The sequence below is a fragment of the Ruegeria sp. BF6 genome (assembly GCF_056538665.1).
Map to the genome: position 1 here is coordinate 15,203 of NZ_JBQFTN010000012.1, position 25,086 is coordinate 40,288.

Here is a 25,086-nt window from a genome sequence, read left to right on the forward strand (position 1 = left end):
ATTACCAATAGGGCCACCGCTTCATATCCAATTGTTCATAAAACTTTTCGAGCAACGCCCCTGTGGCTCCGTCGTAAGAAGCCCACGGTGACCAATTCTGAAACCCTGTAGCGTTCACCTCAGCGTCTTCAGCGATCTCTGCTTCAGTTGGTGTGTTGTAAGCTCGGGCCAGTCTTCGAGTAATCACCTTCCCATGTTTACCCTCATCGGGCATCTTGTCGCGAAGTACTTGTGAAACTTGTGTGTTTTGCGTACCGAAGGTTTTTGAAATCTGTTCTGGCGCACCTAAGTATGCGAGCGCAGAAATGTCAGCGGCTATGAATGTTGCTCCAGTCAAGTCACCGATGGCGATGCTGTGTGGAACTAATGGCATTGAAGTAGGCCGGTTTATCGTAGCTCCATCAAACCTTACACCCACGAGATTGGTCCGTATGAACGTAGAATAGTTTAGTAGTGTGTTTTTAAACAGACATCCTTCAAATGTAGCTTCACTCAACAAACTGGCCTCAATTCGACAACCGGTAAAATCTGCCGCCCAAAAATATCCGCCTTCGAAATTTACTCCATCCAAGTTGCACCCTCTCAGGTCCAATCGCCAATGGCTGGAATCCGTAGCTACGGCAACTCGATGAACTCGACCGATCACATCAATTGCGCGCTGAAGATCTAAGCGAGGGGTTTTCACGTCAAATGGTGGCTCAGAAGGAGTAAGATTTTGAGCTGGGAAGCTACCTCTTACGTAGGCTGCGATTATTTTTACTACGCGAGGCGCGGCCTCTGGCCTTTCCGCTACAAGCCCTTCAAGCCTGTCTAAAGCAGCTGCTCTAGTGACCAAGTCGTCAACCCACTGATTGGCTACTGGAATACCTTGCTCACTATCAATGTGAGAAAACTCATGGCGCGCGGTAAGCCCCTTCTGAGCGCTTTCCATTTTTTCGTTGAAAAGAGCTTCATCTGCTATGGAAACTTGCTTTGAAGCCACAAATGTGCGCCAAACGACAAATGGAGCTCCCAACATCCCAACAAGAACGAGCCCGATGTTTCTAATGGCAGAGCCATCAGTGTCGTCTTCGTAGGGACCTGCTCTCAAACTGGCCAGAAAAAAATCTGTGACTATGATTAAAGTCAAAATCACCAGTAGAAAGGCGCTGGCAGTGAGAAGGATACCCAACACCCGTCCCAGAGTCTTTGAATTTGAATAGTCTAGCGGTTGCAAGATACCGAGCCATTCACGCACGTCGATTGATGAGTTTTTCTTCAAAGTCATAGGGTTTCAGCTAAGAGCAACCGCAGTAACTAGGGCGGGTAATTGGTAGATGTGAGTTGGCGTCACATTCACCTCTTGACGGAGCATTTGCAACCATGGATGCCTTTCGTTGAAGCTCTTTTCTTTTTCAGACAGAGAACTTGAACGCAATCCCCCTGAACTGAGTTCAGGTATCTAACCGCCCCTCAGATCCGGCATCACCATGTCATGCTGGATCGGAACACCATCACAAACGTACATTGGCAGATGAAACGCACGGCCGAGGGGCCTGCGTGGGGCGAGATTGCGCCTGATCTTGAGGATCTCGCACAGGAAATCCGTCAGTGCGTTCTTACGCCCAAAGAGTCGGTGCCGCTGAACCCGGAAAAGGGTTGCGACCTCGATCAATTTCGCGACCGGCCGATGAACGTGCGTAGCCTGTTTGTGGTGGCTGAGGTGCGCGAGGCGTTGCGCCTGTGGGTGCCCCGCGTCCAGGTCCACGAAATCACCTATCAGACCACCTTCGAGGCGATCTCGCTGAATGTCAGCTGGTCGCCGCGCGAAGCGGTGCTGGATGAGTTTCAGGTAACGGAGATCGAATATGTCCTCTGATGTTGCGCCGATCACCGCCCTGAACACCGCAGGTGCACCCGATTTTGTCACCCTCGGGGCGCAAAAGCTGCTGGACCAGGCGAAAGCCAGGTTCGAGGCCGACACTGGCCGCACCCTGTCTGACAGCCAGACAGAGATGTACCTGCTGGAAACCATCGCCTACATGCTCAGCCTGCGCGCGGCCGAAGAGCAGCAGGCGCTTGAAAACTGTTTTGTCGCCTATGCGCGCGGGAGCTGGCTGGATGTTATCGGCGCGGATCGCAACACGCCGCGCCTGCAGGCCTCACCCGCAACAACCACCTTGCGGTTCAGCGCCCCGCAACCGGCCGTGTCGCAAATCCTGATCCCGCCCGGGACGCGGGTTGCTGATGCGGGCGGGTTGGTCCAGTTCGCCACGCAGGTGGCCGTGTTCATCGCAGCCGGTCAGACTTCGGCTGATGTTCTGGCTGCAGCAACCGAACCCGGTGCTGCTGCAAACGGGTTCTCGGTTGGCGCAATGTCTGCTCTGATCGATCCGGTCCCCGGCGTCTCGACCGTTGCCAATCTGACCGAGACCGGCGGCGGGGCCGAGGTCGAAAGTGATGCCCGGTACAGGGAGCGCCTGCCGCTGGCCTTTGAGCGGATCGGGGATGGTCTGAACCGCGAGCGCTATGTGTCGGACGTACTTGGATGGAATGCCCGCTGCATCGATGTCCATATCGACCGCCCGCAGCCCGGTTATGTGGACATTTACCCGCTGATGGACACTGGTGCACCCAACGCACAGGAAATCGCCTCTTTGCTGTCCGTGTTCAACGAGAGCAACATTCACCAAGGTGACTTCATTCAGGTCAAAACGCCGACCGCGCATGAGTTCACCGCTGAGCTGCATCTCGTGCTGTCCGATCCGGAGGCTGCTGACAACGCCGAGGCGGCTGTCCAGAACGTACTGGACGAATGGGAGCGCAGCCTTGGCGGCTACATTGCCCCGTCGGCCCTGACGGACGCCGCGCGCGACATTGTCGGCGTTGTGGACGCGGACGTGCCCAATCTGGCCTTTGCCGCTGTAGCCGCCTCGTCGTGGCGCAGATGCACAGCCCTGCAGGTTGTTGTGGTGGCGGTCTGATGTCCGAGTATTGGCCCAAGTCCGAGCTGAAGCGCATCACGCCACCGCAGGCGTTGGACGAGCGCGGCAGCGCGTATCTGCAAGCGTTAAACGAGATCATCGGCGACCAGCCGATTACCGCTTTTCAGGTCAAGGACGCTGACACCTGTCCGGCCGAGGCGCTGCCTGCACTGATCGCCGAATATTCGATGGAAGAGTTCATCGACGCCGATTTGCCCGAAGCCATCCAGCGTCGTGTTCTGAAAAACGCTTACCTGCTGCAATCGCTGGAGGGGTATGACGCCGGTGTGAAGCTGGGTCTGAGCCTGTTGGGCATGACGGCCATCATCGAACAGTGGCACGCGCAGGAGCCTATGGGGACACCCAACACTCACCGGCTGACGGTCATGATCGATGAGGTCATCCTTCCGGGTGATGATGGCTATTTTTCGCCTCTTCAAACTCGCGCGACCCTGAAAATGATCGAGGCCACAAAGCGTCAGTCACAGGGCACGGATTTTCGGATCGGCGTCCCGGCTCGACCGGTTGCCTATGCTGGCGCATTTGCCCTGACCCACATCGTTGCGACAGCGGACGTAGAGATTGATCCGCCGCCTGTCCTGGACGCTGCTGCCAAGGTGGCAGTGGTGCCGACCACCCGTATCACCTCAATCGTGACGACTGCGTAAGGAGCGCCATACATGGCTCAATTCGCCATCCTGACCCAAACTGGGCGCAACAAGGAGGCCGCAGCTCTGGCTGGCGGCACCGCGCTCACAATTACCGAAATCGCTTGGGGCGACGGCAATCGTATTCCCGGCGGTAACGAAACGGCCTTGGAAAACGAGCAGGGCCGCAAAGCCGTGCAAGGAAACGGAACCGTGAACGGTGCGCTGAACACGGCATTCTTCGAGATCCTGCTGGACGTTGAAGAGGGGCCTTTTGTGATCAGGGAGGCCGGGCTGTTTGATGCAGATGGTGATCTGATTGCCGTTGCCCACTATGACCCTTCGGTGAACAAGCCGAAGGACACGGTCTCGGCACTGCTACGGATCCATGTGCTGTTTTCCGACCTGCAGAACCTCATCCTGCAAGTGGTCGGTACGGACTCCTACGTTCCGGTTGAGCGCCAGATCATTGCGGGCGCCGGGTTGCAGGGCGGTGGTGACCTGTCTCAGGATCGGACGCTCTCTCTCGACGCAACAGCAGCGCTGGCCGAGATTGCCGGTCAATTGTCAGCCACACATGCCAGTGCCGGTGTGCAGGCCCTGCCGGGTGGGTTGATCATTCAGTGGGGCAGTTTCGTTTTTGACGACGTTGGAAACAACCTGTCCAAGGTCGTCGCGCTGCCGATGGCATTTCCGACCGCGCATTATCAGACGATCATATCTGACACGGTTGGTCGTATTAACCCGGATGGCAATCCAACCGAAGGGGCGCGAATAGAAACGCTTACGCTGGCAAACTTCACAGTTCATTCGGCATGGACCAACGCCATTGAAATGACCGCAGCCACGCCGTGCCGTTTCTTCTCTATCGGTAAGTAATGAGGCAATCATGATCCGAGCAACGTATGATGAAGACGGCAGCTTTAACGGGTTTTTTCGGGAGGGCGTGCATGGCGACATTCCGGAGCCGAACGTCGGGCTGACCGAGGAACAATGGGCAGATCACGTTTCCGGAAAGGTGATCTACCGCTTCATTGTCGGGGAGGTTGTCGAGTACGTGGAACCGGCGCGACCGGTTTACCCCAGCAAGGCGGCGGCCCGAGCAGCAATGGCCGCGTGGATTGACCAGTTCATGACCCAGATTACAGGTCAGGTTCCAAGCTACGAACGCGCCAGCTGGCCCAGCAAAGCCGAAGCGGCGCGTGCCTATGTGGCGGGAACCGCTCGCGCCGATCAAACTGCCATGATCGAGGCCGAGGCAGAGGCATCCACTCGGACACCTGAAGAACTGGCCAACGTGATCGTCGCGCGGGCGACGTCCTATGAGGCCGTGATCGCAAAGGCGGCAGGTTTGCGCGTGAAACTGGATACTGACATCGAGGCCGAAACCGATCCGTTCAAATTCAAGACCATCCTTGAGAACGGAAAGGCGCAGGCCATCGCCCTTGCTGCCGAGCTGGGCATTGAGGTGGACTGATGCTGCGTCCTTCTTTCCATGATCTGACCCCGGAACAGCAGGCGCAGTTCGGCAACGGTCTGGGGCCGTACTGGCTGCCAAAGGCGGTGCGGCGCTTCATTACTGAGACCGCCAGTTGGTTCTTTCAGGATGCCAGCTGGCGACACCATGATTTCGGTTACGCCGTGGGTGGCGATCGCTGGGATCGTACCCGCTGCGACTGGAAGTTCCTGCGCGCGATGTTGCGGGATGCGGTTACGCAGTCGGGCGCATTGTTTTGGCTGCCCGCTGCACTAGTTGCCATCCTGATCAGCCTTATCTTTTACCTCGCAGTGCGCGTGGGCGGCCAATTCGGTTCCTTCGAATACCGCGATCATTACCTAACGCTACAGGGGGTTTTGGACACCTACCGTTAAGCGGAGGCATGGGCGGCGGCAACCGCCCATTACCACGGGGTCCGACTCCACTCGTCCCCGCCGACCTTACGCAAATCAAGGCCGTCCGCACTCATGATCATGAGATGGCCGCATAAGAGAACGATTCGAGAACAAATGTCAAAGCATGACATCGAGCAGACCAAACCTGTCGCCCCCTGGCTGGGCGGAAAGCGCAATCTGGCCAAACGCATCTGCGCCATCATCGACGTGGAGCCGCACCATACCTATGCTGAGCCGTTTGTTGGAATGGGCGGGATATTTTTGCGCCGTCGCAAACAGGCGCGCGCCGAATTTATCAACGACGCCCAACGGGACGTCTACAACCTGTTTCGCGTCCTTCAGGAGCATTACGTCGCCTTTCTGGACCTGATGCGGTTCCAGCTTACGACACAGGCCAACTTCAATCGCCTAGTCAAAACCGATCCGTCCACACTCACCGACATGCAGCGCGCGGCTCGGTTCCTGTACCTGCAGCGCACCGCGTTTGGCGGCAAGATTTCGGGGCGGAATTTCGGCCTCTCGGCCGACCGTCCGGCTCGCTTCAACCTGACCACGCTGGAATCGGATTTGGAGGCGCTGCACACCCGCCTGTCCGGCGTCACCGTCACCTGCATGGACTATGCCGAGTTCATTCGCCGCGTCGAGCGGCCGAGCGCGTTCTTCTACCTCGATCCGCCCTACTGGGGCTGTGAAAGCGACTATGGCAGGTCGCTGTTTGAGCGTACTGATTTTGAACGCCTCGCCGCTCAGCTGAATGGCATCCGGGGCCAGTTCCTGATGTCGATCAACGATGTGCCCGAGATCCGCGAAGTCTTCTCGGCGTTCCGGATCACACCCGTGGAGACCACCTACACCATCGGCAAAACCAACGACGCGCGCGGGGCGCGGGATGAGCTGCTGATCAGTAATTTCGAGTTTTAGATCTAACGGCAGAGCTCGCAGCCGAAGTCGGCTGTGAGCCCAGTTTGCACCTCTACGCAAGTGTGGCATCACTTGACGTGCCATGCTAAGTCGACGGCAAAATAAACAGGGAACGGCGCTCGGTTTTTTGCATGAAGAAACTTGATCCTTTACTGATGTCATTCGCCTTTCTTTTTCCAGTTCTTGCAAACGCTGCGGAGCTTCCTGATGAGTTTTTGGCACGATGCTTGGTGCCGATGGTCGACGACGATCCATTCGTTTCGGAAGGCCTTGTCGGCCCATCGAGCGTGCCAAATGCAGACATTGGAGTTGAAGGAGTCGCCGCGCAGCGACAGTCTTGGCGGTTTCCAGAGAAAAACTGGACACTTGGGACTATGATGGCAGGCGATGCCCATTTCACATTTGCACGAGCGTGCGGAATAACTGTGAATGGCTTTCAGGGCGCGGATAGCACGGTTGTCACCGAGGTTATGAGCGCAATGGGGCTTCCCGCAGAGGTTTGCCAGTTCGAACTAAACGCTGCGGGCGTGTTTGGATTTCGGTCAGTAGTGCAAAATACGAAACGTGGTTTACCAATTTTGGTCAACTTTTCACCCGTTGATGATGGTGACCACGTTTTAATGGCTTGGGAAGTTTTGCCTGACGTAGCGTCTTCGCCGTGTAGATGATGAACTATCGCCGAGTGGCAGCAATTCCCGCATAGTCGACCTTGGCTCCTCATTGTGAACTATCGCTGCATTTCCGCCAGCTTCGACGGAAAGTACTGTTCCAATATGCTTTGCTCGGCTCGCAGATTGTCAACTGCGTCCTGCGGGACAAGAAAACCCTCTGCCGCCAACCGTTCCAAATTGTCAGCACATTCGCCGGGTGTGGCGTGGCTGAACGTCCTGCCAGTGTCCTTGCGGTCACTCGACGTCTTGGCAACCTTAGTCGTCCAACCATCTCTGTAGCGGTCGTCCATAACGTAGACTTCGCAGCGGCCGTCCAAATCAGTGAACCGGCAGTAAACCATCGCTCACCTCCTCATTGTGAACTTTTGAATGTCTGTTGTGAGCCCAGAGCTACCAATCGCCGCGCTGCGCATCAACGTCCGCGTTAAGGAGTTTCAGCCAAAAAGATGTTGCAAAATCAAAGGCAGTTTTGCCAAGGCTTTTTGGTACAAGGTTTTAACGATTTTGGTGATTGTGCCGTGATAACAATTGACCGTTCTCGACATTCGAATCTTGGTCTTGTTCAGCCAGAAGGCAAAAAGTGGAAAGCTCATCGAATGAAATCCACATTTGCACGCTCTATCTGATATACTTCGATTATTGGGAATTAGCGGAGGGTGCCATGGGACCGGAAGACTATCTGGACGAGCAACGCTTGAAATCAATCACCGATGAGATGGTTCAGGCTCTTACCCACCCAGAATATGTCAGCGCGATGGCAGAGCTGAAATCCACACCAAATGAAAAAAGACTGAGTGTCGTGATGGAGCGCCTGACTCCAGAAAAACTGCGCGAGAAGGGGGTGCCGCTACCTGAAGGAGTAAGGATCTCCAGTAGATACTTTGATAATGAAATACCGGCGGTATTCGCAGGAGAGCTTGGTGATGCTGAAAAAGGTCTGTTGCGTTCGATGCATGAGATGGAACCGGGTATTTTGGACCGAATTGCTTCGGTCAATCCCGAGTTATTGAATGAGCTAATAGCAGCGGATGCTCGCAAAGATGGGATCACCCCGCTCGCCGGATGCTTGTGTGCTTGTGGTGGATTGGCAGCCTGTGGCGGATTGGGATCCGGGTAATATGAACGAGAACGTAGTCAACACCGATCATTCTGCCCATTACACTGGTCAGAAATTTTCGCGGGAAGAGTTGACACGGGCTATGTCGGATGGATATGCCGTCCTAATTGCCTTCGTGAGAACACCAGAGTTTCGTGCCGCCTATCTTGAGATGATGAGCTTGCCCCCTGAGGCAAGACCGATGTTCGTCAAGGATGTATTCCTTAATCCAGATGCGCGTGTGCGTCGTGGCATTAGGCCACCAAAAGATGTTCTGATCCAGACTTCTGCATTTGGTGACAGACGGCCTACATTGTTCTGCGTAAAGATTTTCCTGCCGGAGAAATTTCACAAGGTTTGGGAGAACGTTAACTTAACGTTCGACAATGAATTCGAGGATGATGAAGTCTCGAGGGACCCATCCATTGCTTGGCGTAGACCGCTTCCTGTCGGCTTGCAGAATACTCTGATCAGCTCGCGAGAAAATCCAGAAATTGTTCCTGATATCGGTGGCCTAGATCCGACATGGCCCAAGGGACTTGGGGAGTCTACGCAGCCGCCAGGCTGGAAAGAACGCTAAAGTTCAATGATACCGATCTTGACCTTTTGAGGTCGGAGAACGTTTCCAGACACATTGCATGTTATGCAACTTGCAGTTGTTCCAATTGTTTCAGTCAGAATTGACCGTTTTTGACATTGCGGGTTTTCGTCAAAAGCCGACTTTGGCACAATCGGAGCGAAAGCTCACTTTGTCCGCATAGCTTCCATTGTGGACGTTTGATCATGCAACAGCGGCGAACGGCGGCTCAGTGGCCCGTGTCTACCAACGGGTCACGTCGAGTTGTCCGGGAAATCGTGCCAAATTGTCCGAAAGCTGCCGCCGCGCTACACTCTCGAAGTAATAAATGCCGTTCTTGGTGAACGAATACGGCACCGATTTGTCATACGCCCTCGCAGTCTCCACAAGAAAACTGATGGCGAACAACAGGTTATGACTAAAAGTGGTGCCCGGGGGCGGAATCGAACCACCGACACGAGGATTTTCAATCCACTGCTCTACCCCTGAGCTACCCGGGCACGGGAACGATGTTCATCGTTGGGTGGAGGCCTTCTATGACTTGCCACTGGCAGTGTCCAGAGCCTTTTTGACATTTTTTCAATGTGGGCGGGATTGCTCTGTTTCCCCCTCAGTGACGTCCGCGTCCAGGTCTTCTTCGCGCTGTGACGGAACCGCATATGACCCGTTAAACCACTTGGCCAAGTCGATATCAGCGCAGCGTTTTGAGCAGAACGGGCGGAACCTCATCACCGTGTCTTCGCCGCAGATCGGACAACTCATTTGAACACCTCCGACAGCGGAATACGGCCACGTTTACGCTGCAGTTCATAGTGCCCCAACGGTGTCCAGCCGGCCAGAGTGGTCTCGATCCCATCTGCCTTGAACGCAGCGCGCAGTGCCGCTTCAAAGCCGCGGCGGTCCTTCTTGGGCATGGGGGCCAGGTCCACCGTGATTTGCCCACCAAGGCCGCGTACACGCAGCGCACGGGCCAGCGTCTTGGCGCAGGCGAAATTGGCTTTGGTGCCAGCGGCCAGAGACGTATCGGACCCGGTGTTCACATCCACGGCAACCAAAGCGCGCGTGGGCTGGATGAACAGGTGGCCCCCGCCCGGAAGCGGCTCGGATATCCCGCGCGCCACGTCCAGCGCGTCAAGCACTCCCTGCACCTCGAACCCGCCCGCCTGCGTCAGGACCTCAGCCGGGTCGGTCCAGTCGCGCCAGGCCAATACGTGCGGGCCGTCACCTTCGAGCAAAAGCGCGGGCTCAGCCCCGGAATCTTTCAGAACCTGATCAGCGTGGGCCAGCATGGCGCTGATATCTTCGGCAATCTCGCCCGCATCCTCGCCCTCGCAGCACGACCGCAGGATCAGGCCATAGTCGCTGCTCTCCATGCATTCATGCGCGATCTCGAGCAGACGGTCGCGCTCTTCTTCGTCACGGATGGAACGCGAGATGTTCAGGCCGGGCGCATCGGGTGTGACAATTGCATAGCGGCTTTTGAACAGGATACGGTCGGTTACCGGCAGCGCTTTGCCCGGTTCAGCATAACCCGTGACTTGCACCAGTAACAGCGCACCCGGCGCCAACCCCTTGACCTGGCGCAGAAAGGCCGGGCCCTCAGGCGTTGTCAGGAACATACCGCCCTGCCCTTTGACCGGACGGTCGGCGCGGGCGCGATAGATCGTGCCCGGCACGGGAGCGTCTGACGCGATCAGGAAATCGTCAAGCTTTCCGTCCACCATCAAAGCAGCTGCTTCGCGGTTTTCAATATGGTCCAGAACGATGGTACGACCCTTCATGATGCCTCACGATACAGCGGATAACCGATGCCTTGCAAAAGGGCGGCAGTCTCAGATAGTGGCAAACCCACAATGCCGGTGAACGAGCCCGAAATCCATGGGATGAAGCCACCTGCTGGACCTTGGATGGCGTAGGCACCTGCTTTTCCCTGCCAGTCTCCGGTCGCCAGGTAGGCGTTGATTTCCACGTCCGACAAACGTTTGACCTTGACTTGGGAAACAACATCTCGCTGCAATATCCGGTCCCCACGCCGCACGGCGACCGAGGTGATCACGCGGTGCCGCCGACCGGACAAGGCATGCAGGAATTCGGCCGCTTGGCCTGCGTCTTCGGGTTTGCCCAGAATGCGGCGACCCAGCGCGACGGTGGTGTCGGCGCACAGGGTTATATCGCCATTATCCGCCTGCACCGCCTGCACTTTGGCCCGCGTGATACGGCTGCAGTAGGGCACCGGCAGCTCGCCCTTCAGGGGCGTTTCGTCGATGTCGGGGGCGCGAATCGCATCGGGCTGCACACCAAGCTGGGCCAGCAGGTCCAGCCGCCTTGGGCTGCCCGATCCTAAGATAAACGCCATTGCGGCAGGCGTTACTTGAAGCGGTAGTTGATCCGACCCTTGGTCAGATCATACGGGGTCATCTCGACCTGAACCTTGTCGCCGGCCAGAACGCGGATGCGGTTCTTGCGCATCTTGCCTGCCGTATGTGCGATGATCTCATGGCCGTTTTCCAGCTCGACCCGAAACGTCGCATTAGGCAGGAGTTCCTTCACGACACCGGGAAATTCGAGCGTATCTTCCTTGGCCATGTTGTCTCCATCATTACGTTGCACCCGCAGAATCTACGGGGATGTGGGCTTAAATGAGCCTATTTCGGCCCTATTTCAAGGGCGGAATCACCTAAAGGCGCGATATTGTGACTGAATCGACTCGGGGCGCCTGCTCTTCCCAGTGGGTGCGGTTCAGTACATTCCCATCGGCGCGGACTTCGGCAATGGTCGTCAGGTCGATATCGGCATAGGTCCAGCCGGGCTGGTTCAGGACGCCCTCAGACAGCACACCGGTCGCTGGGAACCCCTTGTCGGGCGGGCCAAAAACGCCGCCGGTGCCGGTGTTCATATCCACAGCCTCGGACCAATCATTGTTCCCGACCAGAGACGCCATTACGGTAACACATTGATTTTCCAACGCTCGCGACATCGCCCCGATGCGAACGCGCCAATAGCCTGCCAATGCTTCGGTACACGAAGGGACAAGGATCAGGTCAGCCTTGCTCAACGCTCGGCCCAGCAAGGGGAACTCACTGTCATAGCAGATCAACACGCCGATTTTCCCCAATGCAGTGTCGAAGAGTTTGAGTGGCCCGCCCGGCACGATATCCCAGTCTTCGCGCTCGAACCGGGTCATGATCTGTTTGTCCTGATGATCCTGTCCGCCATCAGGCGCGTAGAGCGCTGCGCGATTTACCGGACGGCCCGGCCCATCCACAACCGGCGCCGATGCGCCCAGAATGTAGGTTTTGTATTCTTGAGCGATGCGCTGATGCAGGGTCTTCGCCTGCTCCATCCGATCCGATACAGCCCGGATCGAACGCTCCAGATCACCTGCCACCTCAGCCCCGTCGAGCGTCGACAGTTCCATCGCACCGTATTCCGGAAACACCAGAAGCTCGGCCCCCTGCCCGGCAGCTTCGGCCACCCAGCGATACAGCTTATCCTCGTACTGCGCCCAGCTGTCGAGCCAGTCAAGATTATAGGCGGCGGTTGCGACTTTCATAGCGCGGGCTCCTCAGGCCTGGTTTGGCGAGACACTAATAGACGGCGTCTCGAACTGTACAGACGCATTGTTCGCCCCAGCCATCATCGACGGGAAAGTGAATTGGCAGAAGACATCCGAAGTGTTTCAATGTGCTTAGGAGGAAGACCATGCAAAACCCGCAAAATTTCGAGAAGTTCTATTTTGCCAAAGTTGGCATGGGCGAAGCCTGTGGCTGTGCGGAACGCGTTATCGACGTGTTCGAATTCAATCGAAAGAGCGGTGCACAAGTAAAAAAGCCGCTGAAGCAGGAAAAACGCAAGAGCTTGTCCCTCAGAGGGTGGGCCGTCAAATACGGTCTGCTCAGCCGAAAGCACCGGACTTGAAGCGCTAGCGCGGATTACGTTGCAAATCCCTGATCCAGAACTGTAACGGTTTGAGCGTCTCACCCTCTTCGCCGATATCCTTCCACGAAAACTGCGCGATTGCACCGGGCAACGGTTCGTAGCCCCGCGCGCGCCAGAATGCATCCAGTGGCCGGTAGCTTTCCGGCCGCATGGGATGATCGGCCGGGCGTTGGACGCTGCAAAAGGCACATTTTTTAAAACCCAGCGCGCGGGCATGGGCCTCGCGCAGGTCGAAGAATTTGTGGCCGACACCCTGCCTCCGGTAGTCGGACAGCAGAACAGACTCGGCACAGTAGAAGATCTCGGACAGGTCCAACCCGGACCCTTCGAAGGCCACAGCGAAATCGTCGGCGTGTTCGGTCAGAGGCGCCCCGGTCGAGGCCCCGATCAGGCGGTCACCGTCGAAAGCACCAACCACAATCGCCTTGTCGCTGTCGCGGTAGGATTGCAGGTATTTTCGTTCGTATTCCAAATCACCGTCATACAGGTACGGCCACGCCCGAAACACTTCGATCCGCAGGCGCGCCACGTCGTCCAGAGCGGCCCCCAGCGCCGCTCCGGTCAGGGGGCGGACGGCGGTAACCTCAGCCATTCGAAACCTGCTTGGTCCAGTCGGCGAGGTTGTAGAAGGTGGTGACGCGGGTGATCTTGCCATCCTTCAGGTCAAAGAACGACCCGGCGGGCAGGCGGTAGGTCTGGCCATGCGCCTCGGGCAGGCCCTCGTCGGTTTCCAGATAGGTGCCGTTTACGCTGAACTCGGCCGCGGCGCGGGTACCACCTTCGGTGTTGAACACCACAATATCGGTCAGGTTCTCACGATAGCAGCGATTCATGTGTTCGCAGAATGCCGCGAACTTCTCTTTACCGACGCGAATCTGGCCCTCGTTCACGTGATGCGCCACGTCATCGGACAGGCAGGCCAACATGCCGTCCACATCGCCTGCATTGAAAGCTTCGAAATAGGTTTTGACGGTCTGGTTCATGGTCACTCCGTAGGTTCGCCCCAGCGTTCTTTCAGATGCCCGATGATCTGATCGCGGGTCTGTCGGTAGTGATGTAGCTTTTCTTCGCGATTCTCGCCCAGCCCGGTAGGGTCCATTATTGGCCAATAATCGACATCCAGATGAAAAATCCGGGTCAGTTCCAGCGCTTTTCGCTGGCTGGCGGGCGACAGGGCGACCACTAGGTCAAAAGAGCTGAGGTCATCTCCCCATTCCTGCATCTCGTCAAACGAGCGCGTCCGGTGGCGGGAAAGCTCAACCCCGATTTCCTGGCAGACCGAAATGCAGAACCCGTCGATCTCAAAGTCGTTGCGCACACCGGCAGATTGCACATAAGTGCCGGTGCCATAAAACTTCTTCATGATGCCTTCGGCCATCGGTGACCGGACCGAGTTGTGGTCGCAACAAAACAGGACCGACTGCGGCAAAGGCTTCACCCGTCAGCCCCCGAAGTGCAGCACGCAGATCAGCGTGAACAGGCGACGGGCGGTGTCAGTATCGATATCTGCTTTTCCTTCCAACCGCTCCTGCAGCACGCGGCTGCCTTCGTTGTGGATACCGCGGCGAGCCATGTCGATGGTTTCGATCTGGCTGGGCGGCAAGGTCTTGACCGCGTTGAAATAGCTTTCGCAGATCTGAAAATAGTCTTTGACCACCTGCCTGAACGGACCCAGTGACAGGTGGAACTCGGCCGCTTTTTCCTCGGCCTCGGTGGCGACGTCGAACACCAGCCGCTTGTCCCGGATCGACAACTGCACGTGGTATGGCCCCTCGGGTACCTCGCGGCCGTCCCGCTGGGGCAGTGCAAAGCTGTTGTCTTCTAGCAGGTCATAGATAGCAACCTTGCGCTCCTGCTCGATCTCGGGGGTCGGCGGGGGCAGATTACGGTCATCCAATTCGATATGCGAAATGCGGGTCATCATTATGGTCACAGTGTTTCGGGTCTGCACAGACCTATAACAACGTATTTCGTTCGGCAACGGACAGAAGCCCCTTAAGGGCTCCTATTTGTGATCTGCGGACCGAATCTCACAACTTGACCAATGCCTGCCAGACCATTCGCTACGCTTTTACCCCGGAGGGGCCGATGACCAGCTGCAGGACTTAATCGTTTGCATTGAGAACAATTGGTCAGATGGCAAGTACGCAGCGTACTGGACCTCCCCGCCCAACTCAAAGAAGTGTCGCGACCCGTCTACGGAACAAAGAGCTCGCCATATGCCGTATTCAAACTGTTGTTTAGCTGTAGAATCATTCAAGTTGGTAGGTCTATTTTTCACGCGGTCACCAACATTGAACGTCAAAAAAACTACTTTCCCATCTGTTTTTGCTTCACTCACAGATATCCCGTGACCCCAGTTTGTACCTGCCGTTTCGTTGTAGCCGTTGGTCCAAATGGTGGCGAGAGTACAAAGTTCGTCACCTAAACAGCTATCATTGGCTCTTTGCACGTCGTTCTGGCTAGGCACATAGGATGTACATGCTGAGATGACAGGTAGTAGAAACAGAGTGATTGTTTTGCGAAAAGTCATTAGACTTCCTTGTTTTGTTCCCTGCGGTCGTCTTTCGACCGGGCCTTATTTGAGGTCACACTGCGTCATTACGCCAATTCAGCCGTTCAACCGCTTGAGACGCGCGGTGACCGACAGGCCATGCGCCTCAAGGCTTTCCGATTGCGCCAATTGTTCGGCGGCTGGTCCGATGGCCCGCAGTGCCTCGGGCGTCATCTGGCTGAGTGTCGTGCGTTTGAGGAAATCCATCACGCTGAGGCCGGACGAAAAACGGGCCGAACGCGCGGTCGGCAACACGTGGTTGGGGCCACCGACATAATCGCCAATGGCTTCGGGCGTATACTGGCCAAGAAAGATCGCCCCGGCGTGAATGGTTTTTTGGCTGAGCGCCACCGGGTCGGCGACGCAAAGTTCAAGGTGTTCTGGTGCGATGCGGTTTGACAGCGCGGCAGCCTCGTCCAAGTCGCGCACGGTAATCACCGCACCAAAGTCGCGCCAGCTGGCTCCGGCGATCGCGCGGCGCTGCAAGGTTTCCAGGCGCTTTTCCACGGCCTGCGCCACGGCCTGTCCGAACGCAGCTTCGTCGGTGATCAAAAGCGATTGCGCGCTTTCGTCATGCTCGGCCTGACTGAGCAGGTCCAGCGCGATCCAGTCCGGGTCATTTTCCTTGTCGGCGATCACCAGAATCTCGGATGGACCCGCGATCATGTCGATGCCCACCTTACCGAAAACCCGGCGCTTGGCAGCAGCGACAAAGGCATTTCCCGGACCAGTGATCTTGTCCACTGGCGCGACGGATTCGGTGCCATAGGCCAGCGCCGCAATCGCCTGCGCGCCACCGATGCGATAGATCGTGTCGACGCCCGACAGTTGTGCCGCCAGCAGGACCAGAGGGTTCACCTGCCCGTCCGGCGTCGGCACCGCAATGGCCAGCCGGTCAACTCCTGCCACCTTGGCTGGAATCGCATTCATCAGAACCGAAGACGGGTACGAGGCCAGACCGCCCGGCACGTAAAGCCCCGCCGCCGAGACCGCCGACCAGCGCCACCCCAGTGTCGCCCCGGCGGTGTCGGTCCATTGCTGGTCTTCTGGCATCTGCCGTTCGTGATAGGCCCGGATGCGTTCGGCCGCCAGTTCCAGCGCGGCACGGTCCGCGTCCGAGACCTGCGCGACCGCTTCGGCGATTTCATCGACAGAAAACGCCAGTGTTTCCGGCGTCAGTTCCAGCCGGTCAAACTTGGCGGTCAGCTCAATCACAGCCGCATCGCCCCGGGTGCGCACATCCTCAATGATCTCCGCAACCACGGCGTCCACATCCGGGCTGTCTTCTCGCTTGGCCGACAACAGCGCCTGAAAGGCGTGTTCAAACTCGGGCGACGAGGAATCTAGGAAAACGGGCATGATCTGGCTCTCCGGGCATTTGATCGGGACATATCGCCGGGATGGGCTGGCCTCAACCCTTCTCGGCGGGGTGCAGCGATTTGCGCATGGCGAAACAGGAAACGTCACCACGCGCGCCGCATTGCCCGGTAGGCTGCCAGCCATGCCGCCGATAAAACGCCTGCGCCGTTTGTGTCGCCTCAAGCCGGGCTTCGGTATGGCCCGAAGCGATCAACTCCTGTTCCAGCCGACGCAGCAAGACCGACCCGATACCATGCCCGGTATGATCCGGATCGATATAGAGCAGGGTGATCTCATCGTTACGCAATCCACCTACGGCGGCGACCTGACCTGCACGTTCAGCCAACCAGATCTGCGCTCCGTCCCTGATCCAGCGCCGAATCGTCTCGGGGTCTTTGTTCACCGTCCATTTCGCGATGGCTTGCGGGTCACCCTGATGATCCACCTGACACAGCTGGGTGATCGAGCGGATCAGAACCCGGCTCAGATCGAACACATCGAACACAGTCGCGCGGCGCAGCCCCGAACCCGCCGGAGGCCCGGAGAACGCTTGTGATATGCCACGCTTATTCCGGATGGTGCGGGGCCTGCCCCGACGGGGCCTGATAGGGCCGCGTCACATCCTTGAGCGTGGCGTCAATCGCCTCAACCGCCAGACGGATCGCGCCGTCACCTGCCAATGTCAGGATGATTTGGCCTGCGCCGTCCTCACCCGCTTCGAAATCGACCGACAGCAAAGACACCACCATATCCTTGTCGCTGCGATCTACACCCTGGCTGGCCACCGATAGCACCGAGTCAAACACCAGAACCGATTGGACACGCTCGAATGCACGTCCTCGGCGGGTGGCGGTGTCCTTATCTTCCCAACGAAAGCGGTTCAACAGCAGGCCAAACCGGCGCTGCGACGGCTGCCATTTCATCTCGGTCATCGGGAACACGGCATCTTGCGTCAGTGTAGAAATCACCTGCAGGTCTTCGCCATCCTCGGCGCCGAGGTTCAGCGGGGCTTCGCGCCCGTCGTGAAAGCTTGCGTCTGTCATTGGCCTTTGATCCGTTCGATTTTGGCGCCCACGCCTTCCAGCTTGCGCACCACATGTTCATATCCGCGATCCAGATGATAGACCCGGCTGACCGTGGTTTCCCCTTCGGCTGCCAGTCCTGCCAGAATCAGCGAAACCGAGGCCCGCAGGTCCGTCGCCATCACCGGCGCGCCCTTCAGTTGCTCTACTCCGGTGACCGTAGCCGTACCACCGTGCACTTCGATATTCGCCCCCATGCGCACCAACTCCGGCGCGTGCATGAAGCGGTTCTCGAAAATACGCTCTTCCAGCACCGAGGTACCCTCGGCCGTACACATCAGCGCCATCATCTGTGCCTGCAGGTCGGTCGGAAAACCGGGGAACGGTTCGGTGACCACGTCCACGGACTGAACGCGCCCATTCTTGCGCGCAACTTTCAGGCCCTTGTCGGTTTCCGTAACGCTGACCCCGGCGGCCTCCAGTTTCTCGGCAAAAGAATCGACAAGACGCATCCGACCGCCCAGCAGCTCGACCTCACCGCCGCAGATAGCGGGGGCCAGCATATAGGTGCCCAGTTCGATCCGGTCGGTGACAACCTGATGAGTCGCGCCGTGCAGGCGATCGACGCCCTGAATTTCGATGGTCGAGGTGCCCTCACCCGAAATCTGCGCGCCCATCTTTCGCAGACACTCGACCAGATCAACGATCTCGGGCTCACGCGCGGCGTTCTTCAGCACTGTGGTGCCTATGGCCAGCGTCGCTGCCATGACAATGTTCTCGGTTGCGCCGACAGAGGCAAAGCGCATCTCATGCACCGCGCCCTTCAGACCGCCTGGCGCTTTGGCGAGCAGGTATCCGTCCTTCAGTTCAATCTCAGCGCCCAGCGCCTCGAGCCCCTCTACGTGTAGGTCCATCGGGCGCGCGCCAATCGCGCACCCACCGGGCAGCGAGACAACCGCTTCTCCGAACCGGGTCAGTAACGGGCCCAGAACCAGGTTAGATGCACGCATTTTGCGCACGATTTCATAGTCGGCGACGTGACTGGTCAGGCTGTGGCTGGACATGGCGATCACCTGCCCGTCCTGCAGCGAGGAAACTTCGGCCCCCAGCGACTGCAACAACAGCGTCATAGTCTTGATGTCGCTCAGCCGCGGCGCGTTGGTCAGCGTCAGCGGTTCTTCGCTCAACAAGGTGGCGGGCATGAGCGTCAGACACGCGTTCTTGGCCCCTGCAATCGGTATCTGACCGTTCAGCGGGCCGTTGCCCGTCACCAAAATCGAATCCATCTGCTCTTATCCCTCGTCTTTATCGACAGTGTTCCCGGATGCCGCCCGCGCCTTGGCCTGCGCCTTGCGCCGCGCCATATTCGCCTTAAGCGCTGCCTTCAGCCGCTCGTCGCGTGCATCACCGGATTTACCGTGTTTTTTGGGTGTTTTTTTTTCTGTCATTGTCTTTCTCTACAGGAGGCGAAAAAAACCGTCCAGACACCCTTGCGCCGCGTTTCGTTTGAGTCTAATCACCCGCCCACGGCGCTGCTGTAGCTCAGAGGTAGAGCACTCCCTTGGTAAGGGAGAGGTCGAGAGTTCAATTCTCTCCAGCAGCACCATGATTTTCTCGCGAAAACAATAACTTAAGCGAGAACACCCCGGAACCCGACCGTGTAACTCGCAGAAACTTGCAGGAACAAACCGTGCATTGCTGACAAGGTTTCGTACAAATCCCGTACAAACCTCTGGGCATGTTCGCGGAATGCCCCGGAAATAATCTGAAGGTATGCGCGGGCTCATCCTGTGGTAAAAGTCCGACATGCGCGCAAAAGACTTCCCCCTGCCCACCGTCGAGATTCAATGCGATTATTGCGGTCGGTTTGGCCGCTACAGCAAGGCGCGGTTTCTGGAAATCGTGGGCGCGGAGATCGAGCTGCCACAGGCACTGGCGATCATCGCCAAGGACTGCCCGGAAAGCCGGGTTTCAACCGACAACATGCAGGGCAACTGCCGCCCCTACTACCCGCAGGATTGGTGGCGGTAACTATTCATTTTGTGTGTAATTATTTACACACCCACCCTTGACCCGCTAAGCACAGTTGTGTAAATATATACACATGGAAACCGACAGCAAAAAGATAATTGCTCGGCTACAACGCGAAGGGTTTGAAAAGGTGTCACAAGCTGGATCACACGTAAAACTTCGCAAGGGAACCCGGACAGTTATTGTTCCACATCCTAAGCGGGACTTGCCGAAAGGCACCGCCCGCAACATAGCAAAGCAGGCGGGCTGGATCTAATCCAGCCCGTAGGCACCAACCACAGGTTTCACACACGGAACTTGCTGTCACTTAAAAACGGAGAAAGTACGGAGTCTATGTACTATTACGCAATCGTCCACCACGATCCCGGTAGCGCCTTTGGCGTTTCCTTCCCGGACGTACCGGACTGCTTTGCGGCTGCGGATGAAGAAGAGGGCGTGCTGAAGAATGCAATCAGCGCATTGGATGACTATCTGTCCGATGTTGAGGACCACCCGGCCCCCAGCGCCCTTGAGGATATCCGTAATGAATTGGCCGAAGATTTGGCCGAGGGTGCCTATTTAATTTTGGTACCCCACATACCCAGACCCACGAAATCCACTCGCTTCAATGCCAGTATGGATCGCGGGCTGTTAGCCGCATTAGATGCCGCCGCAGATCAACTTGAGCTTAATCGGTCGGCATTTATCGCCCAGGCAGTGCAGAACGAAATCAAAGAGCGCAACGCTGTTTGATTCCAATGATCAGGGGCTGGGCCGTAACGCGGCCCAGCCCTTTATCGTTCAAGTTTGGGCCATACCTACCGGGCTGGCGAAAAGACCCCACGCGACAGAACAGAATTCACGCGCCGGGTTGTGTTCTTTCGAACCCCAGCATTGATTAGTAGCTTTTCAGGAACGCAAAAAAAGGAAGAGGGATCAAAGCCTCACCGCCACTTGCACATACTGCTTTGGGGCGTAGAAGAGTTCAAAAAACGCAAAAAAGGAATCGCGGAAAGTGGTACTATCTATTCATCTGTTGGCTGTAGCCCTCACAGCAGGCGCTTTGTTTTTTGCCTTCATCGCGGGAATGCTGCATGAGCAAGGGCGACCCGATACGAGCGCCACAACCTCGGGCCTGCTGGCCGTCATTACAGCGACATCGGTACTCGTTCTGCTCTGGTTCTTCTGAGGACCTTTCACGCGACCCGATACAAGCGCCACAAGAACGGACAAGTGCAGAATCAAGACAGTGCTTTCTTGATCTGCCCCGGCCACCGCAAGGGGCTGTCCAGCAGAAGCGCGACGGCAAACGCGACGATGATCCAAATTGGTGTATGGACCTCCTGAACAGTTACCTGCTCAACCGTTTCCGCCTGCACCTTGCTTGAATCCGATGACTGACGGATAATCCCCGCCTGCGGCCTGACAATCTTCTGATTGGTGTTCGCCGTGGTTCCAATGGTCTGGCTGTTCGTTTTTCCGGCCTGCACATTGGCGGCAACATTCGGCCCGCCACCCGTCAGAAACTTTAGCGCCTGACCACCAGAACAGGCCGTCAGGACGCTAAAGCAGATCAGCAAGCCCCAAAGACGGATCAACAGAACACCTGTTCAGTTGCGCGCAGGATCGCGTGGGCCAGCTTGCGCATTTCATGCGGCTCATCCGTGGCCTGCTGGCCAGCGGGCGACGATCCGAAGAATGGTTCGATCAGGGCTGCAGGCGCGCGACCCGAAATCAGGCTGGCCGAACCACGGCCCTTGCGCACGATCTTTTCACCTCGATCCCGCAGGCCCAGAGCCTCAAGCATTTCACACTGCAACGCCTCGGCATATTTCACCGACAGCGGCGTGCCGCTGGTCAGGGTCTCGGTGCCGGTGGCGCGCGGGTTGTGGTGGCTGTTGAAGTGCAGTTCCACGGACGCGGTCGATCCCCAAAGATCCGCGCGCCGATAGACGTCACGAATTTCGCGGGTGTATGATTGTCCGGGTTCACGAAAGAAAACCCTGACTTCAATACCCGGATACTCCGAAGCCAGAGACTTGATAACGCGCGCCAGATCGGAATTCCAAGCGTATTCCGTTTCCCCGGTGTCAGGGCGCACAGCACCCTGCGCGCGGGCGTTATGGCCCACGACAACAGCCAACTTCATGGCAATCTCTCCTAGATGTAAGTAAGGGTCAGGCCATCGCCTGCAGGGCGAAGACCAGCATTCCCCAAAGAACGACCGCCAGAACCAGTTTGGCCCGGCGATACCATGTTTTCCGCGCGGTGCGTTTCGCGCCCTGCAACACCTGCTTCATTTCTTCACCCCCGCCACCCACGACAAAGCCCGAGCTGCAGCAGCCAAAAGCGGATCGCGCAATTCGGTGATTATCGTATGAGCAGAAAAGGCCGTCAGAAACGGTAGCAGCAAGATTGCCGCGCGCGGAACACTCTCCAAACTGATCTGCGCATAGGCAAACAGAACCGGCCCGCCAAGCGCCCCGACTGTTGTGTTGAACAGCAGAAGCAGAACCACTTTTTTAGCCGCCCAATCCTCCAGGTCCAGCACGGCCGCCATTGCGCCCAACAGCGCGACGATCAAAACTTCCCACGCCAGCCCGTATACCGCCAACCACGACCCTACCGCAGCAAAAAGGCCCGCCGAAGCGGACCCTAGTAACTCAAGTTTCATATTGTTTTGCCCCTTGCCCTTCTTGTTTTTGCAAAGCCATCGACTGGTTACGGCTTCAGCACTCGCATCGTCACGCGCAGATCGGTTTCCGATGTCAGCGCTTTTAGTGTCAGATTGCCCGAGACGTCCGCCCCCCATTCATGCAACCCGTTCAGCAGCAATTCCAAGCCGCACTGCACTTCTGTTGGCCCAGAAAAAGTGGTTGTCTCATAGACCGCATAGATGCTGTTTCCGGCCTCGAAGGTGTCTGATAGCGGGTCCTGTGTATTCTGGGCGAAGAAACCGCTGAACAATGTGGCGTCAAGATTTGGGTTTGCACCCGACGCGTTCAGATCACCGGTGCTGATGCGCGGTTCGCAGTTGATGTTTCCTGAGCCAACATTTGTGTTTGCACAAACCGTAATGCCGACCAAAGAACCACCCCTCGGCGCAACGAAGCGGCTACCGGCCATTGAGACCAGTGACTGATCGACAGGGGGAGAAGATACCGAAAACGGCACGATAACGGTACTGGCCATCTTGTCGATGATCTGCAGAACGCTGGATGCGTTTTTCCGGGCCACGATGGCGCTGGCAAGAACTTCATTGTCGTTACTTTTTACAGTGATTTCGAACATCGTGTTCGGCCACAGCATACCGGCGTTCACGACCTCAACAGGCGTTCCGGCAACGGTGGTTATGAAGTTTTCATAATCCTGCCCTTCCCAGACGAACCCCGCCAGAGGATCGACCGGCAGGCCCCGCGACGTGCTGTAACGGATGTTTCTCAACAGCGGCGGTTTGGGTGCATCCGCAACCCGAGGCCCAGCACGCACGCCCATGCCTTCAGGGTTGCCGCCGATGTTCGCCTTTTCGACACCGATATTTTGAATGATCGTGCCGGGCGCAAATGCGACGTTCCAATAGATCAGAGAGTTGCCGTTGTTGTCTGAGACCCCACGAACGCCGTCAATATTGCTCTCGTAAAGCGATGCATTCTGAACAAGAATGGCTTGGCCGTCCGCGCTGTCCGAATACGGGGACGCCAGCAACAGATCGTAGATGTTGGTACGCGCAAAGCTGCGACCGGAAATGCTGGTGTCAACTTCGGGAATCTGATGCGCAACCTGCCAAGCGGAGCCGTCCCAGACCCGCACTTCTGATGCTGCGGAATTGTAGTAAAGATCGCCCTTTTCAGGGCTGACAGGATCGCTGGTCGCAATCGGATGCTCTGCCCAGCCGAACACCTCGCCCCGGCAATACATCGCATCGACCCAACCCGAGGCCCGATATATGCGGTATCCCGCGCCATAGCCCGCTTCCCTGCGATAGTAATAATCCCCCTCAACCGCCGCGCTGCCTTTGGCCGCAACAGCCGCAGCATCGTCCGCGTAGAAATACCCAAGATTGTTGGCGCCCTGAACGAACCATGACGGGTTCGACCACATCGCCTCGATAGCCCAGCTTTCCGCACGCCCGAAGAAAGCCAGACCATGCGCAATCTGGCGCACCTCCAATTTGTCACCAGCCGCACCGTAAGACATGTTCTCGGACCACGTGCGCCACAACTCCGCGACATGTCCGATACAGTTGCCGCCGGTGGTGCCGCCGTACATTTCCGGTGCCCACCGCGAAGACCGAAGATCGCGCGCCTTGGTCAGCCACTTGGTATTGGCGTGAGGGATGAACTGCCCGCCGTCCAAATTCGTCTTGTGTCGTGTAACCCCGTTGCCCTCAGCGAAAAGGATACCATCGCCAACGCCTGAGTGTTCCAGGACCGCGCCGCGAAGATCGAAGAAAACAGAATCCTGCTGCAACCCGACGATTGTGCCCGCCGCGTACTGCGAAAGCGCCTCAAGCTGATCAACCAGATAGTGACCCCGGCCATAGACAAAAACGGGGCCACTTGCCGATGCCCGCGCTACCGCCGCAAGCAGAGCGTTCCACGCTGCGGTATCGTCTGCCACGCCGTCTCCGACCGCGCCAAACGCCTCGGGAAAGAACTGATTGCGACCCGGAACAAGGAACTTGGTCCCACCCGCGTTCTGCCTATCAAATACAGGATCACCGGCATCCAGCGCGATCAGGGAAACGCTGTCTTTCCGGGTTCTGATCGTGGTTCCGGCACTGAACCCGGTCAGGCTTGATGTCAAAACAGAAATCACGTCATCGAACAGAACCTCGCCCAGCCAGCCTAGTAACGTGTCCGATCCGCCGTCATTCCGGTAGACCTGTGTGCCCGGTTCGATCTGCACCAGAAAAACATCGCCATTCGACGTGCCCGCCAAACCGTTGGCAACGCTGTCATACATCGTCGCACCCGCAGCCTGAGCGGCCAGTTCTGCCTGCGTACGCGCCGTTTCAGTTTGACTCCGGGCCAATTCCGCACCAGCGCGGTCGCTTTCTGCACTGGCCTCTGACGCCGCAGCGCTCTGTTCACTGGCCAGTGCATTTGCCGCACTTGCCAGCGCCTCAATTGCCGCCTGACTTTCCGTGAAGATTGCCGGGATGCCTGCAACTTTGACCCAATTGCCGGAAACACGCTCATATATGCCACCCTCTGACGCCGTGGTCACAACCAGCGCAAATTCGTCGTCTGACACACCAGACCGCGCCTGCAGTGCGGCAACCGAGTGGTTCACGTAGTTCAGCCCACCGCCTGCGGCTAGGCTTTCAAATTCCTGCATCCAGTCCGCCAGTTCAGACGGAACCGGCTGGTGCGCAGGACTCGGCGGGTTGCCGTGCATGATCGTTTTTGGGGGAAGTGCTGCCATGATTGCC

Annotated in this window: 36 protein-coding genes and 2 tRNA genes; 16 read left to right on the forward strand and 22 right to left on the reverse strand. The window is 57.3% G+C overall.

Features of this window, described 5'->3' with window-relative positions:
- Position 1: 1 nt before the first annotated feature.
- Positions 2 to 1,267, reverse strand: coding sequence for a pentapeptide repeat-containing protein (locus ACR0IM_RS18970; protein ID WP_480682853.1), 1,266 nt, complete (start codon positions 1,265 to 1,267; stop codon positions 2 to 4).
- A gap of 207 nt (positions 1,268 to 1,474) precedes the next feature.
- Between ACR0IM_RS18970 and ACR0IM_RS18975 the strand changes: the two genes are divergently transcribed.
- The 8 genes from ACR0IM_RS18975 to ACR0IM_RS19010 all read left to right on the forward strand — a co-directional run bounded on the left by ACR0IM_RS18975 (position 1,475) and on the right by ACR0IM_RS19010 (position 7,092).
- Positions 1,475 to 1,858: a hypothetical protein gene (locus tag ACR0IM_RS18975; protein WP_480682854.1), complete on the forward strand. Its 384-nt coding sequence runs from the start codon at positions 1,475 to 1,477 to the stop codon at positions 1,856 to 1,858.
- Complete coding sequence (locus ACR0IM_RS18980) at positions 1,848 to 2,963, forward strand: baseplate J/gp47 family protein (RefSeq protein WP_480682855.1); 1,116 nt, start codon at positions 1,848 to 1,850, stop codon at positions 2,961 to 2,963. Before ACR0IM_RS18975 ends, ACR0IM_RS18980 begins: the two co-directional genes overlap by 11 nt.
- Positions 2,963 to 3,631 (forward strand): phage tail protein I, encoded by a 669-nt coding sequence (locus tag ACR0IM_RS18985; protein WP_480682856.1) that lies wholly within the window; start codon positions 2,963 to 2,965, stop codon positions 3,629 to 3,631. Before ACR0IM_RS18980 ends, ACR0IM_RS18985 begins: the two co-directional genes overlap by 1 nt.
- Positions 3,632 to 3,643: 12 nt before the next feature.
- Positions 3,644 to 4,489: a phage tail-collar fiber domain-containing protein gene (locus ACR0IM_RS18990; protein ID WP_480682857.1), complete on the forward strand. Its 846-nt coding sequence runs from the start codon at positions 3,644 to 3,646 to the stop codon at positions 4,487 to 4,489.
- A 10-nt stretch (positions 4,490 to 4,499) separates the two neighbouring features.
- Positions 4,500 to 5,087, forward strand: a complete 588-nt coding sequence (locus ACR0IM_RS18995) for a hypothetical protein (protein WP_480682858.1) — start codon at positions 4,500 to 4,502, stop codon at positions 5,085 to 5,087.
- The gene (locus ACR0IM_RS19000; protein ID WP_480682859.1) at positions 5,087 to 5,482 is read left to right on the forward strand and encodes a hypothetical protein; all 396 of its coding nucleotides are present in this window, start codon (positions 5,087 to 5,089) and stop codon (positions 5,480 to 5,482) included. The genes ACR0IM_RS18995 and ACR0IM_RS19000 overlap by 1 nt, the downstream gene beginning before the upstream one ends.
- A 135-nt stretch (positions 5,483 to 5,617) precedes the next feature.
- Positions 5,618 to 6,424 (forward strand): DNA adenine methylase, encoded by an 807-nt coding sequence (locus tag ACR0IM_RS19005; protein ID WP_480682860.1) that lies wholly within the window; start codon positions 5,618 to 5,620, stop codon positions 6,422 to 6,424.
- Between the two features lie 131 nt (positions 6,425 to 6,555).
- Positions 6,556 to 7,092 (forward strand): hypothetical protein, encoded by a 537-nt coding sequence (locus ACR0IM_RS19010; protein WP_480682861.1) that lies wholly within the window; start codon positions 6,556 to 6,558, stop codon positions 7,090 to 7,092.
- A 59-nt stretch (positions 7,093 to 7,151) separates the two neighbouring features.
- On the opposite strand, the gene ACR0IM_RS19015 is transcribed toward ACR0IM_RS19010, so the two are convergent.
- On the reverse strand, positions 7,152 to 7,436 hold the full coding sequence (locus tag ACR0IM_RS19015; protein ID WP_480682862.1) for a hypothetical protein: 285 nt from the start codon (positions 7,434 to 7,436) through the stop codon (positions 7,152 to 7,154).
- A gap of 320 nt (positions 7,437 to 7,756) precedes the next feature.
- Here ACR0IM_RS19015 and ACR0IM_RS19020 point away from each other — a divergent pair, with 320 nt between their 5' ends.
- Complete coding sequence (locus ACR0IM_RS19020) at positions 7,757 to 8,212, forward strand: hypothetical protein (protein ID WP_480682863.1); 456 nt, start codon at positions 7,757 to 7,759, stop codon at positions 8,210 to 8,212.
- A gap of 1 nt (position 8,213) precedes the next feature.
- Positions 8,214 to 8,771, forward strand: coding sequence for a hypothetical protein (locus tag ACR0IM_RS19025; protein WP_480682864.1), 558 nt, complete (start codon positions 8,214 to 8,216; stop codon positions 8,769 to 8,771).
- A gap of 422 nt (positions 8,772 to 9,193) precedes the next feature.
- Here ACR0IM_RS19025 and ACR0IM_RS19030 read toward each other — a convergent pair.
- The 6 genes from ACR0IM_RS19030 to ACR0IM_RS19055 form a co-directional block, all read right to left on the reverse strand.
- Positions 9,194 to 9,268, reverse strand: a tRNA-Phe gene (locus ACR0IM_RS19030).
- A 79-nt stretch (positions 9,269 to 9,347) separates the two neighbouring features.
- Positions 9,348 to 9,530 (reverse strand): DNA gyrase inhibitor YacG, encoded by a 183-nt coding sequence (locus ACR0IM_RS19035; RefSeq protein WP_480594307.1) that lies wholly within the window; start codon positions 9,528 to 9,530, stop codon positions 9,348 to 9,350.
- On the reverse strand, positions 9,527 to 10,549 hold the full coding sequence (locus ACR0IM_RS19040) for a ribonuclease E/G (protein ID WP_480594309.1): 1,023 nt from the start codon (positions 10,547 to 10,549) through the stop codon (positions 9,527 to 9,529). Before ACR0IM_RS19040 ends, ACR0IM_RS19035 begins: the two co-directional genes overlap by 4 nt.
- Complete coding sequence (locus tag ACR0IM_RS19045; RefSeq protein ID WP_480594310.1) at positions 10,546 to 11,124, reverse strand: Maf family protein; 579 nt, start codon at positions 11,122 to 11,124, stop codon at positions 10,546 to 10,548. Before ACR0IM_RS19045 ends, ACR0IM_RS19040 begins: the two co-directional genes overlap by 4 nt.
- A gap of 11 nt (positions 11,125 to 11,135) precedes the next feature.
- Complete coding sequence (infA, locus tag ACR0IM_RS19050; RefSeq protein WP_005978431.1) at positions 11,136 to 11,354, reverse strand: translation initiation factor IF-1; 219 nt, start codon at positions 11,352 to 11,354, stop codon at positions 11,136 to 11,138.
- 91 nt (positions 11,355 to 11,445) lie between these two features.
- Positions 11,446 to 12,321 carry a carbon-nitrogen hydrolase family protein gene (locus ACR0IM_RS19055; RefSeq protein WP_480642155.1) on the reverse strand — a complete coding sequence of 292 codons (876 nt, stop codon included), beginning with the start codon at positions 12,319 to 12,321 and terminating at the stop codon, positions 11,446 to 11,448.
- A gap of 149 nt (positions 12,322 to 12,470) precedes the next feature.
- Between ACR0IM_RS19055 and ACR0IM_RS19060 the strand changes: the two genes are divergently transcribed.
- Positions 12,471 to 12,686 (forward strand): hypothetical protein, encoded by a 216-nt coding sequence (locus tag ACR0IM_RS19060; RefSeq protein WP_480642154.1) that lies wholly within the window; start codon positions 12,471 to 12,473, stop codon positions 12,684 to 12,686.
- 4 nt (positions 12,687 to 12,690) lie between these two features.
- Here ACR0IM_RS19060 and ACR0IM_RS19065 read toward each other — a convergent pair whose 3' ends face one another.
- The 9 genes from ACR0IM_RS19065 to ACR0IM_RS19105 form a co-directional block, all read right to left on the reverse strand.
- Positions 12,691 to 13,299, reverse strand: a complete 609-nt coding sequence (locus ACR0IM_RS19065; protein ID WP_480682865.1) for a GNAT family N-acetyltransferase — start codon at positions 13,297 to 13,299, stop codon at positions 12,691 to 12,693.
- Complete coding sequence (locus ACR0IM_RS19070) at positions 13,292 to 13,690, reverse strand: ketosteroid isomerase-related protein (protein ID WP_480682866.1); 399 nt, start codon at positions 13,688 to 13,690, stop codon at positions 13,292 to 13,294. Before ACR0IM_RS19070 ends, ACR0IM_RS19065 begins: the two co-directional genes overlap by 8 nt.
- A 2-nt stretch (positions 13,691 to 13,692) precedes the next feature.
- Positions 13,693 to 14,145 (reverse strand): arsenate-mycothiol transferase ArsC, encoded by a 453-nt coding sequence (locus ACR0IM_RS19075; RefSeq protein ID WP_475211327.1) that lies wholly within the window; start codon positions 14,143 to 14,145, stop codon positions 13,693 to 13,695.
- A 3-nt stretch (positions 14,146 to 14,148) separates the two neighbouring features.
- The gene (locus ACR0IM_RS19080) at positions 14,149 to 14,628 is read right to left on the reverse strand and encodes a UPF0262 family protein (protein WP_480594382.1); all 480 of its coding nucleotides are present in this window, start codon (positions 14,626 to 14,628) and stop codon (positions 14,149 to 14,151) included.
- Between the two features lie 690 nt (positions 14,629 to 15,318).
- Positions 15,319 to 16,620, reverse strand: a complete 1,302-nt coding sequence (gene hisD / locus ACR0IM_RS19085) for a histidinol dehydrogenase (RefSeq protein WP_480682867.1) — start codon at positions 16,618 to 16,620, stop codon at positions 15,319 to 15,321.
- A gap of 52 nt (positions 16,621 to 16,672) precedes the next feature.
- Entirely contained in the window at positions 16,673 to 17,116 is a 444-nt protein-coding gene (locus ACR0IM_RS19090; protein ID WP_480682868.1) for a GNAT family N-acetyltransferase, read from the reverse strand.
- Between the two features lie 70 nt (positions 17,117 to 17,186).
- Positions 17,187 to 17,663, reverse strand: coding sequence for a DUF2948 family protein (locus tag ACR0IM_RS19095; RefSeq protein ID WP_480682869.1), 477 nt, complete (start codon positions 17,661 to 17,663; stop codon positions 17,187 to 17,189).
- Positions 17,660 to 18,928 (reverse strand): UDP-N-acetylglucosamine 1-carboxyvinyltransferase, encoded by a 1,269-nt coding sequence (gene murA, locus ACR0IM_RS19100; protein WP_480682870.1) that lies wholly within the window; start codon positions 18,926 to 18,928, stop codon positions 17,660 to 17,662. The genes ACR0IM_RS19095 and murA overlap by 4 nt, the downstream gene beginning before the upstream one ends.
- A gap of 6 nt (positions 18,929 to 18,934) precedes the next feature.
- Positions 18,935 to 19,090, reverse strand: a complete 156-nt coding sequence (locus tag ACR0IM_RS19105; protein ID WP_480594319.1) for a hypothetical protein — start codon at positions 19,088 to 19,090, stop codon at positions 18,935 to 18,937.
- 83 nt (positions 19,091 to 19,173) lie between these two features.
- Here ACR0IM_RS19105 and ACR0IM_RS19110 point away from each other — a divergent pair.
- The 5 genes from ACR0IM_RS19110 to ACR0IM_RS19130 all read left to right on the forward strand — a co-directional run bounded on the left by ACR0IM_RS19110 (position 19,174) and on the right by ACR0IM_RS19130 (position 20,841).
- Positions 19,174 to 19,248: transfer RNA gene (locus tag ACR0IM_RS19110), tRNA-Thr, on the forward strand.
- Positions 19,249 to 19,448: 200 nt separating this feature from the next.
- Positions 19,449 to 19,673 carry a hypothetical protein gene (locus ACR0IM_RS19115; protein ID WP_480682871.1) on the forward strand — a complete coding sequence of 75 codons (225 nt, stop codon included), beginning with the start codon at positions 19,449 to 19,451 and terminating at the stop codon, positions 19,671 to 19,673.
- Between the two features lie 73 nt (positions 19,674 to 19,746).
- Positions 19,747 to 19,929 (forward strand): type II toxin-antitoxin system HicA family toxin, encoded by a 183-nt coding sequence (locus tag ACR0IM_RS19120; RefSeq protein WP_480642147.1) that lies wholly within the window; start codon positions 19,747 to 19,749, stop codon positions 19,927 to 19,929.
- 77 nt (positions 19,930 to 20,006) lie between these two features.
- Positions 20,007 to 20,405 carry a type II toxin-antitoxin system HicB family antitoxin gene (locus ACR0IM_RS19125; protein ID WP_480642146.1) on the forward strand — a complete coding sequence of 133 codons (399 nt, stop codon included), beginning with the start codon at positions 20,007 to 20,009 and terminating at the stop codon, positions 20,403 to 20,405.
- Between the two features lie 262 nt (positions 20,406 to 20,667).
- Entirely contained in the window at positions 20,668 to 20,841 is a 174-nt protein-coding gene (locus tag ACR0IM_RS19130) for a hypothetical protein (RefSeq protein ID WP_480682872.1), read from the forward strand.
- Positions 20,842 to 20,893: 52 nt separating this feature from the next.
- Here ACR0IM_RS19130 and ACR0IM_RS19135 read toward each other — a convergent pair whose 3' ends face one another.
- The 5 genes from ACR0IM_RS19135 to ACR0IM_RS19155 are packed head-to-tail and all read right to left on the reverse strand — an operon-like array spanning position 20,894 to position 25,079.
- On the reverse strand, positions 20,894 to 21,250 hold the full coding sequence (locus ACR0IM_RS19135; RefSeq protein WP_480682873.1) for a bacteriophage spanin2 family protein: 357 nt from the start codon (positions 21,248 to 21,250) through the stop codon (positions 20,894 to 20,896).
- Positions 21,247 to 21,801, reverse strand: a complete 555-nt coding sequence (locus tag ACR0IM_RS19140) for an N-acetylmuramoyl-L-alanine amidase (RefSeq protein WP_480682874.1) — start codon at positions 21,799 to 21,801, stop codon at positions 21,247 to 21,249. The genes ACR0IM_RS19135 and ACR0IM_RS19140 overlap by 4 nt, the downstream gene beginning before the upstream one ends.
- Positions 21,802 to 21,829: 28 nt before the next feature.
- A complete protein-coding gene (locus ACR0IM_RS19145; RefSeq protein ID WP_480682875.1) occupies positions 21,830 to 21,952 on the reverse strand; it encodes a hypothetical protein in 123 nt (40 codons plus the stop codon).
- On the reverse strand, positions 21,949 to 22,326 hold the full coding sequence (locus tag ACR0IM_RS19150) for a hypothetical protein (RefSeq protein ID WP_480642142.1): 378 nt from the start codon (positions 22,324 to 22,326) through the stop codon (positions 21,949 to 21,951). The genes ACR0IM_RS19145 and ACR0IM_RS19150 overlap by 4 nt, the downstream gene beginning before the upstream one ends.
- Before the next feature lie 47 nt (positions 22,327 to 22,373).
- Positions 22,374 to 25,079: a hypothetical protein gene (locus ACR0IM_RS19155; RefSeq protein ID WP_480682876.1), complete on the reverse strand. Its 2,706-nt coding sequence runs from the start codon at positions 25,077 to 25,079 to the stop codon at positions 22,374 to 22,376.
- Positions 25,080 to 25,086: the final 7 nt, after the last annotated feature.

Bases quoted from the DNA above. Each gene is read 5' to 3' on its own strand.
- ACR0IM_RS18970 (WP_480682853.1), bottom strand. From the start codon at position 1,267: ATGACTTTGAAGAAAAACTCATCAATCGACGTGCGTGAATGGCTCGGT.
- ACR0IM_RS18975 (WP_480682854.1), top strand. From the start codon at position 1,475: ATGCTGGATCGGAACACCATCACAAACGTACATTGGCAGATGAAACGC.
- ACR0IM_RS18980 (WP_480682855.1), top strand. From the start codon at position 1,848: ATGTCCTCTGATGTTGCGCCGATCACCGCCCTGAACACCGCAGGTGCA.
- ACR0IM_RS18985 (WP_480682856.1), top strand. From the start codon at position 2,963: ATGTCCGAGTATTGGCCCAAGTCCGAGCTGAAGCGCATCACGCCACCG.
- ACR0IM_RS18990 (WP_480682857.1), top strand. From the start codon at position 3,644: ATGGCTCAATTCGCCATCCTGACCCAAACTGGGCGCAACAAGGAGGCC.
- ACR0IM_RS18995 (WP_480682858.1), top strand. From the start codon at position 4,500: ATGATCCGAGCAACGTATGATGAAGACGGCAGCTTTAACGGGTTTTTT.
- ACR0IM_RS19000 (WP_480682859.1), top strand. From the start codon at position 5,087: ATGCTGCGTCCTTCTTTCCATGATCTGACCCCGGAACAGCAGGCGCAG.
- ACR0IM_RS19005 (WP_480682860.1), top strand. From the start codon at position 5,618: ATGTCAAAGCATGACATCGAGCAGACCAAACCTGTCGCCCCCTGGCTG.
- ACR0IM_RS19010 (WP_480682861.1), top strand. From the start codon at position 6,556: ATGAAGAAACTTGATCCTTTACTGATGTCATTCGCCTTTCTTTTTCCA.
- ACR0IM_RS19015 (WP_480682862.1), bottom strand. From the start codon at position 7,436: ATGGTTTACTGCCGGTTCACTGATTTGGACGGCCGCTGCGAAGTCTAC.
- ACR0IM_RS19020 (WP_480682863.1), top strand. From the start codon at position 7,757: ATGGGACCGGAAGACTATCTGGACGAGCAACGCTTGAAATCAATCACC.
- ACR0IM_RS19025 (WP_480682864.1), top strand. From the start codon at position 8,214: ATGAACGAGAACGTAGTCAACACCGATCATTCTGCCCATTACACTGGT.
- ACR0IM_RS19035 (WP_480594307.1), bottom strand. From the start codon at position 9,530: ATGAGTTGTCCGATCTGCGGCGAAGACACGGTGATGAGGTTCCGCCCG.
- ACR0IM_RS19040 (WP_480594309.1), bottom strand. From the start codon at position 10,549: ATGAAGGGTCGTACCATCGTTCTGGACCATATTGAAAACCGCGAAGCA.
- ACR0IM_RS19045 (WP_480594310.1), bottom strand. From the start codon at position 11,124: ATGGCGTTTATCTTAGGATCGGGCAGCCCAAGGCGGCTGGACCTGCTG.
- infA (WP_005978431.1), bottom strand. From the start codon at position 11,354: ATGGCCAAGGAAGATACGCTCGAATTTCCCGGTGTCGTGAAGGAACTC.
- ACR0IM_RS19055 (WP_480642155.1), bottom strand. From the start codon at position 12,321: ATGAAAGTCGCAACCGCCGCCTATAATCTTGACTGGCTCGACAGCTGG.
- ACR0IM_RS19060 (WP_480642154.1), top strand. From the start codon at position 12,471: ATGCAAAACCCGCAAAATTTCGAGAAGTTCTATTTTGCCAAAGTTGGC.
- ACR0IM_RS19065 (WP_480682865.1), bottom strand. From the start codon at position 13,299: ATGGCTGAGGTTACCGCCGTCCGCCCCCTGACCGGAGCGGCGCTGGGG.
- ACR0IM_RS19070 (WP_480682866.1), bottom strand. From the start codon at position 13,690: ATGAACCAGACCGTCAAAACCTATTTCGAAGCTTTCAATGCAGGCGAT.
- ACR0IM_RS19080 (WP_480594382.1), bottom strand. From the start codon at position 14,628: ATGACCCGCATTTCGCATATCGAATTGGATGACCGTAATCTGCCCCCG.
- hisD (WP_480682867.1), bottom strand. From the start codon at position 16,620: ATGCCCGTTTTCCTAGATTCCTCGTCGCCCGAGTTTGAACACGCCTTT.
- ACR0IM_RS19095 (WP_480682869.1), bottom strand. From the start codon at position 17,663: ATGACAGACGCAAGCTTTCACGACGGGCGCGAAGCCCCGCTGAACCTC.
- murA (WP_480682870.1), bottom strand. From the start codon at position 18,928: ATGGATTCGATTTTGGTGACGGGCAACGGCCCGCTGAACGGTCAGATA.
- ACR0IM_RS19105 (WP_480594319.1), bottom strand. From the start codon at position 19,090: ATGACAGAAAAAAAAACACCCAAAAAACACGGTAAATCCGGTGATGCA.
- ACR0IM_RS19115 (WP_480682871.1), top strand. From the start codon at position 19,449: ATGCGCGCAAAAGACTTCCCCCTGCCCACCGTCGAGATTCAATGCGAT.
- ACR0IM_RS19120 (WP_480642147.1), top strand. From the start codon at position 19,747: ATGGAAACCGACAGCAAAAAGATAATTGCTCGGCTACAACGCGAAGGG.
- ACR0IM_RS19125 (WP_480642146.1), top strand. From the start codon at position 20,007: ATGTACTATTACGCAATCGTCCACCACGATCCCGGTAGCGCCTTTGGC.
- ACR0IM_RS19140 (WP_480682874.1), bottom strand. From the start codon at position 21,801: ATGAAGTTGGCTGTTGTCGTGGGCCATAACGCCCGCGCGCAGGGTGCT.
- ACR0IM_RS19145 (WP_480682875.1), bottom strand. From the start codon at position 21,952: ATGAAGCAGGTGTTGCAGGGCGCGAAACGCACCGCGCGGAAAACATGG.
- ACR0IM_RS19150 (WP_480642142.1), bottom strand. From the start codon at position 22,326: ATGAAACTTGAGTTACTAGGGTCCGCTTCGGCGGGCCTTTTTGCTGCG.
- ACR0IM_RS19155 (WP_480682876.1), bottom strand. From the start codon at position 25,079: ATGGCAGCACTTCCCCCAAAAACGATCATGCACGGCAACCCGCCGAGT.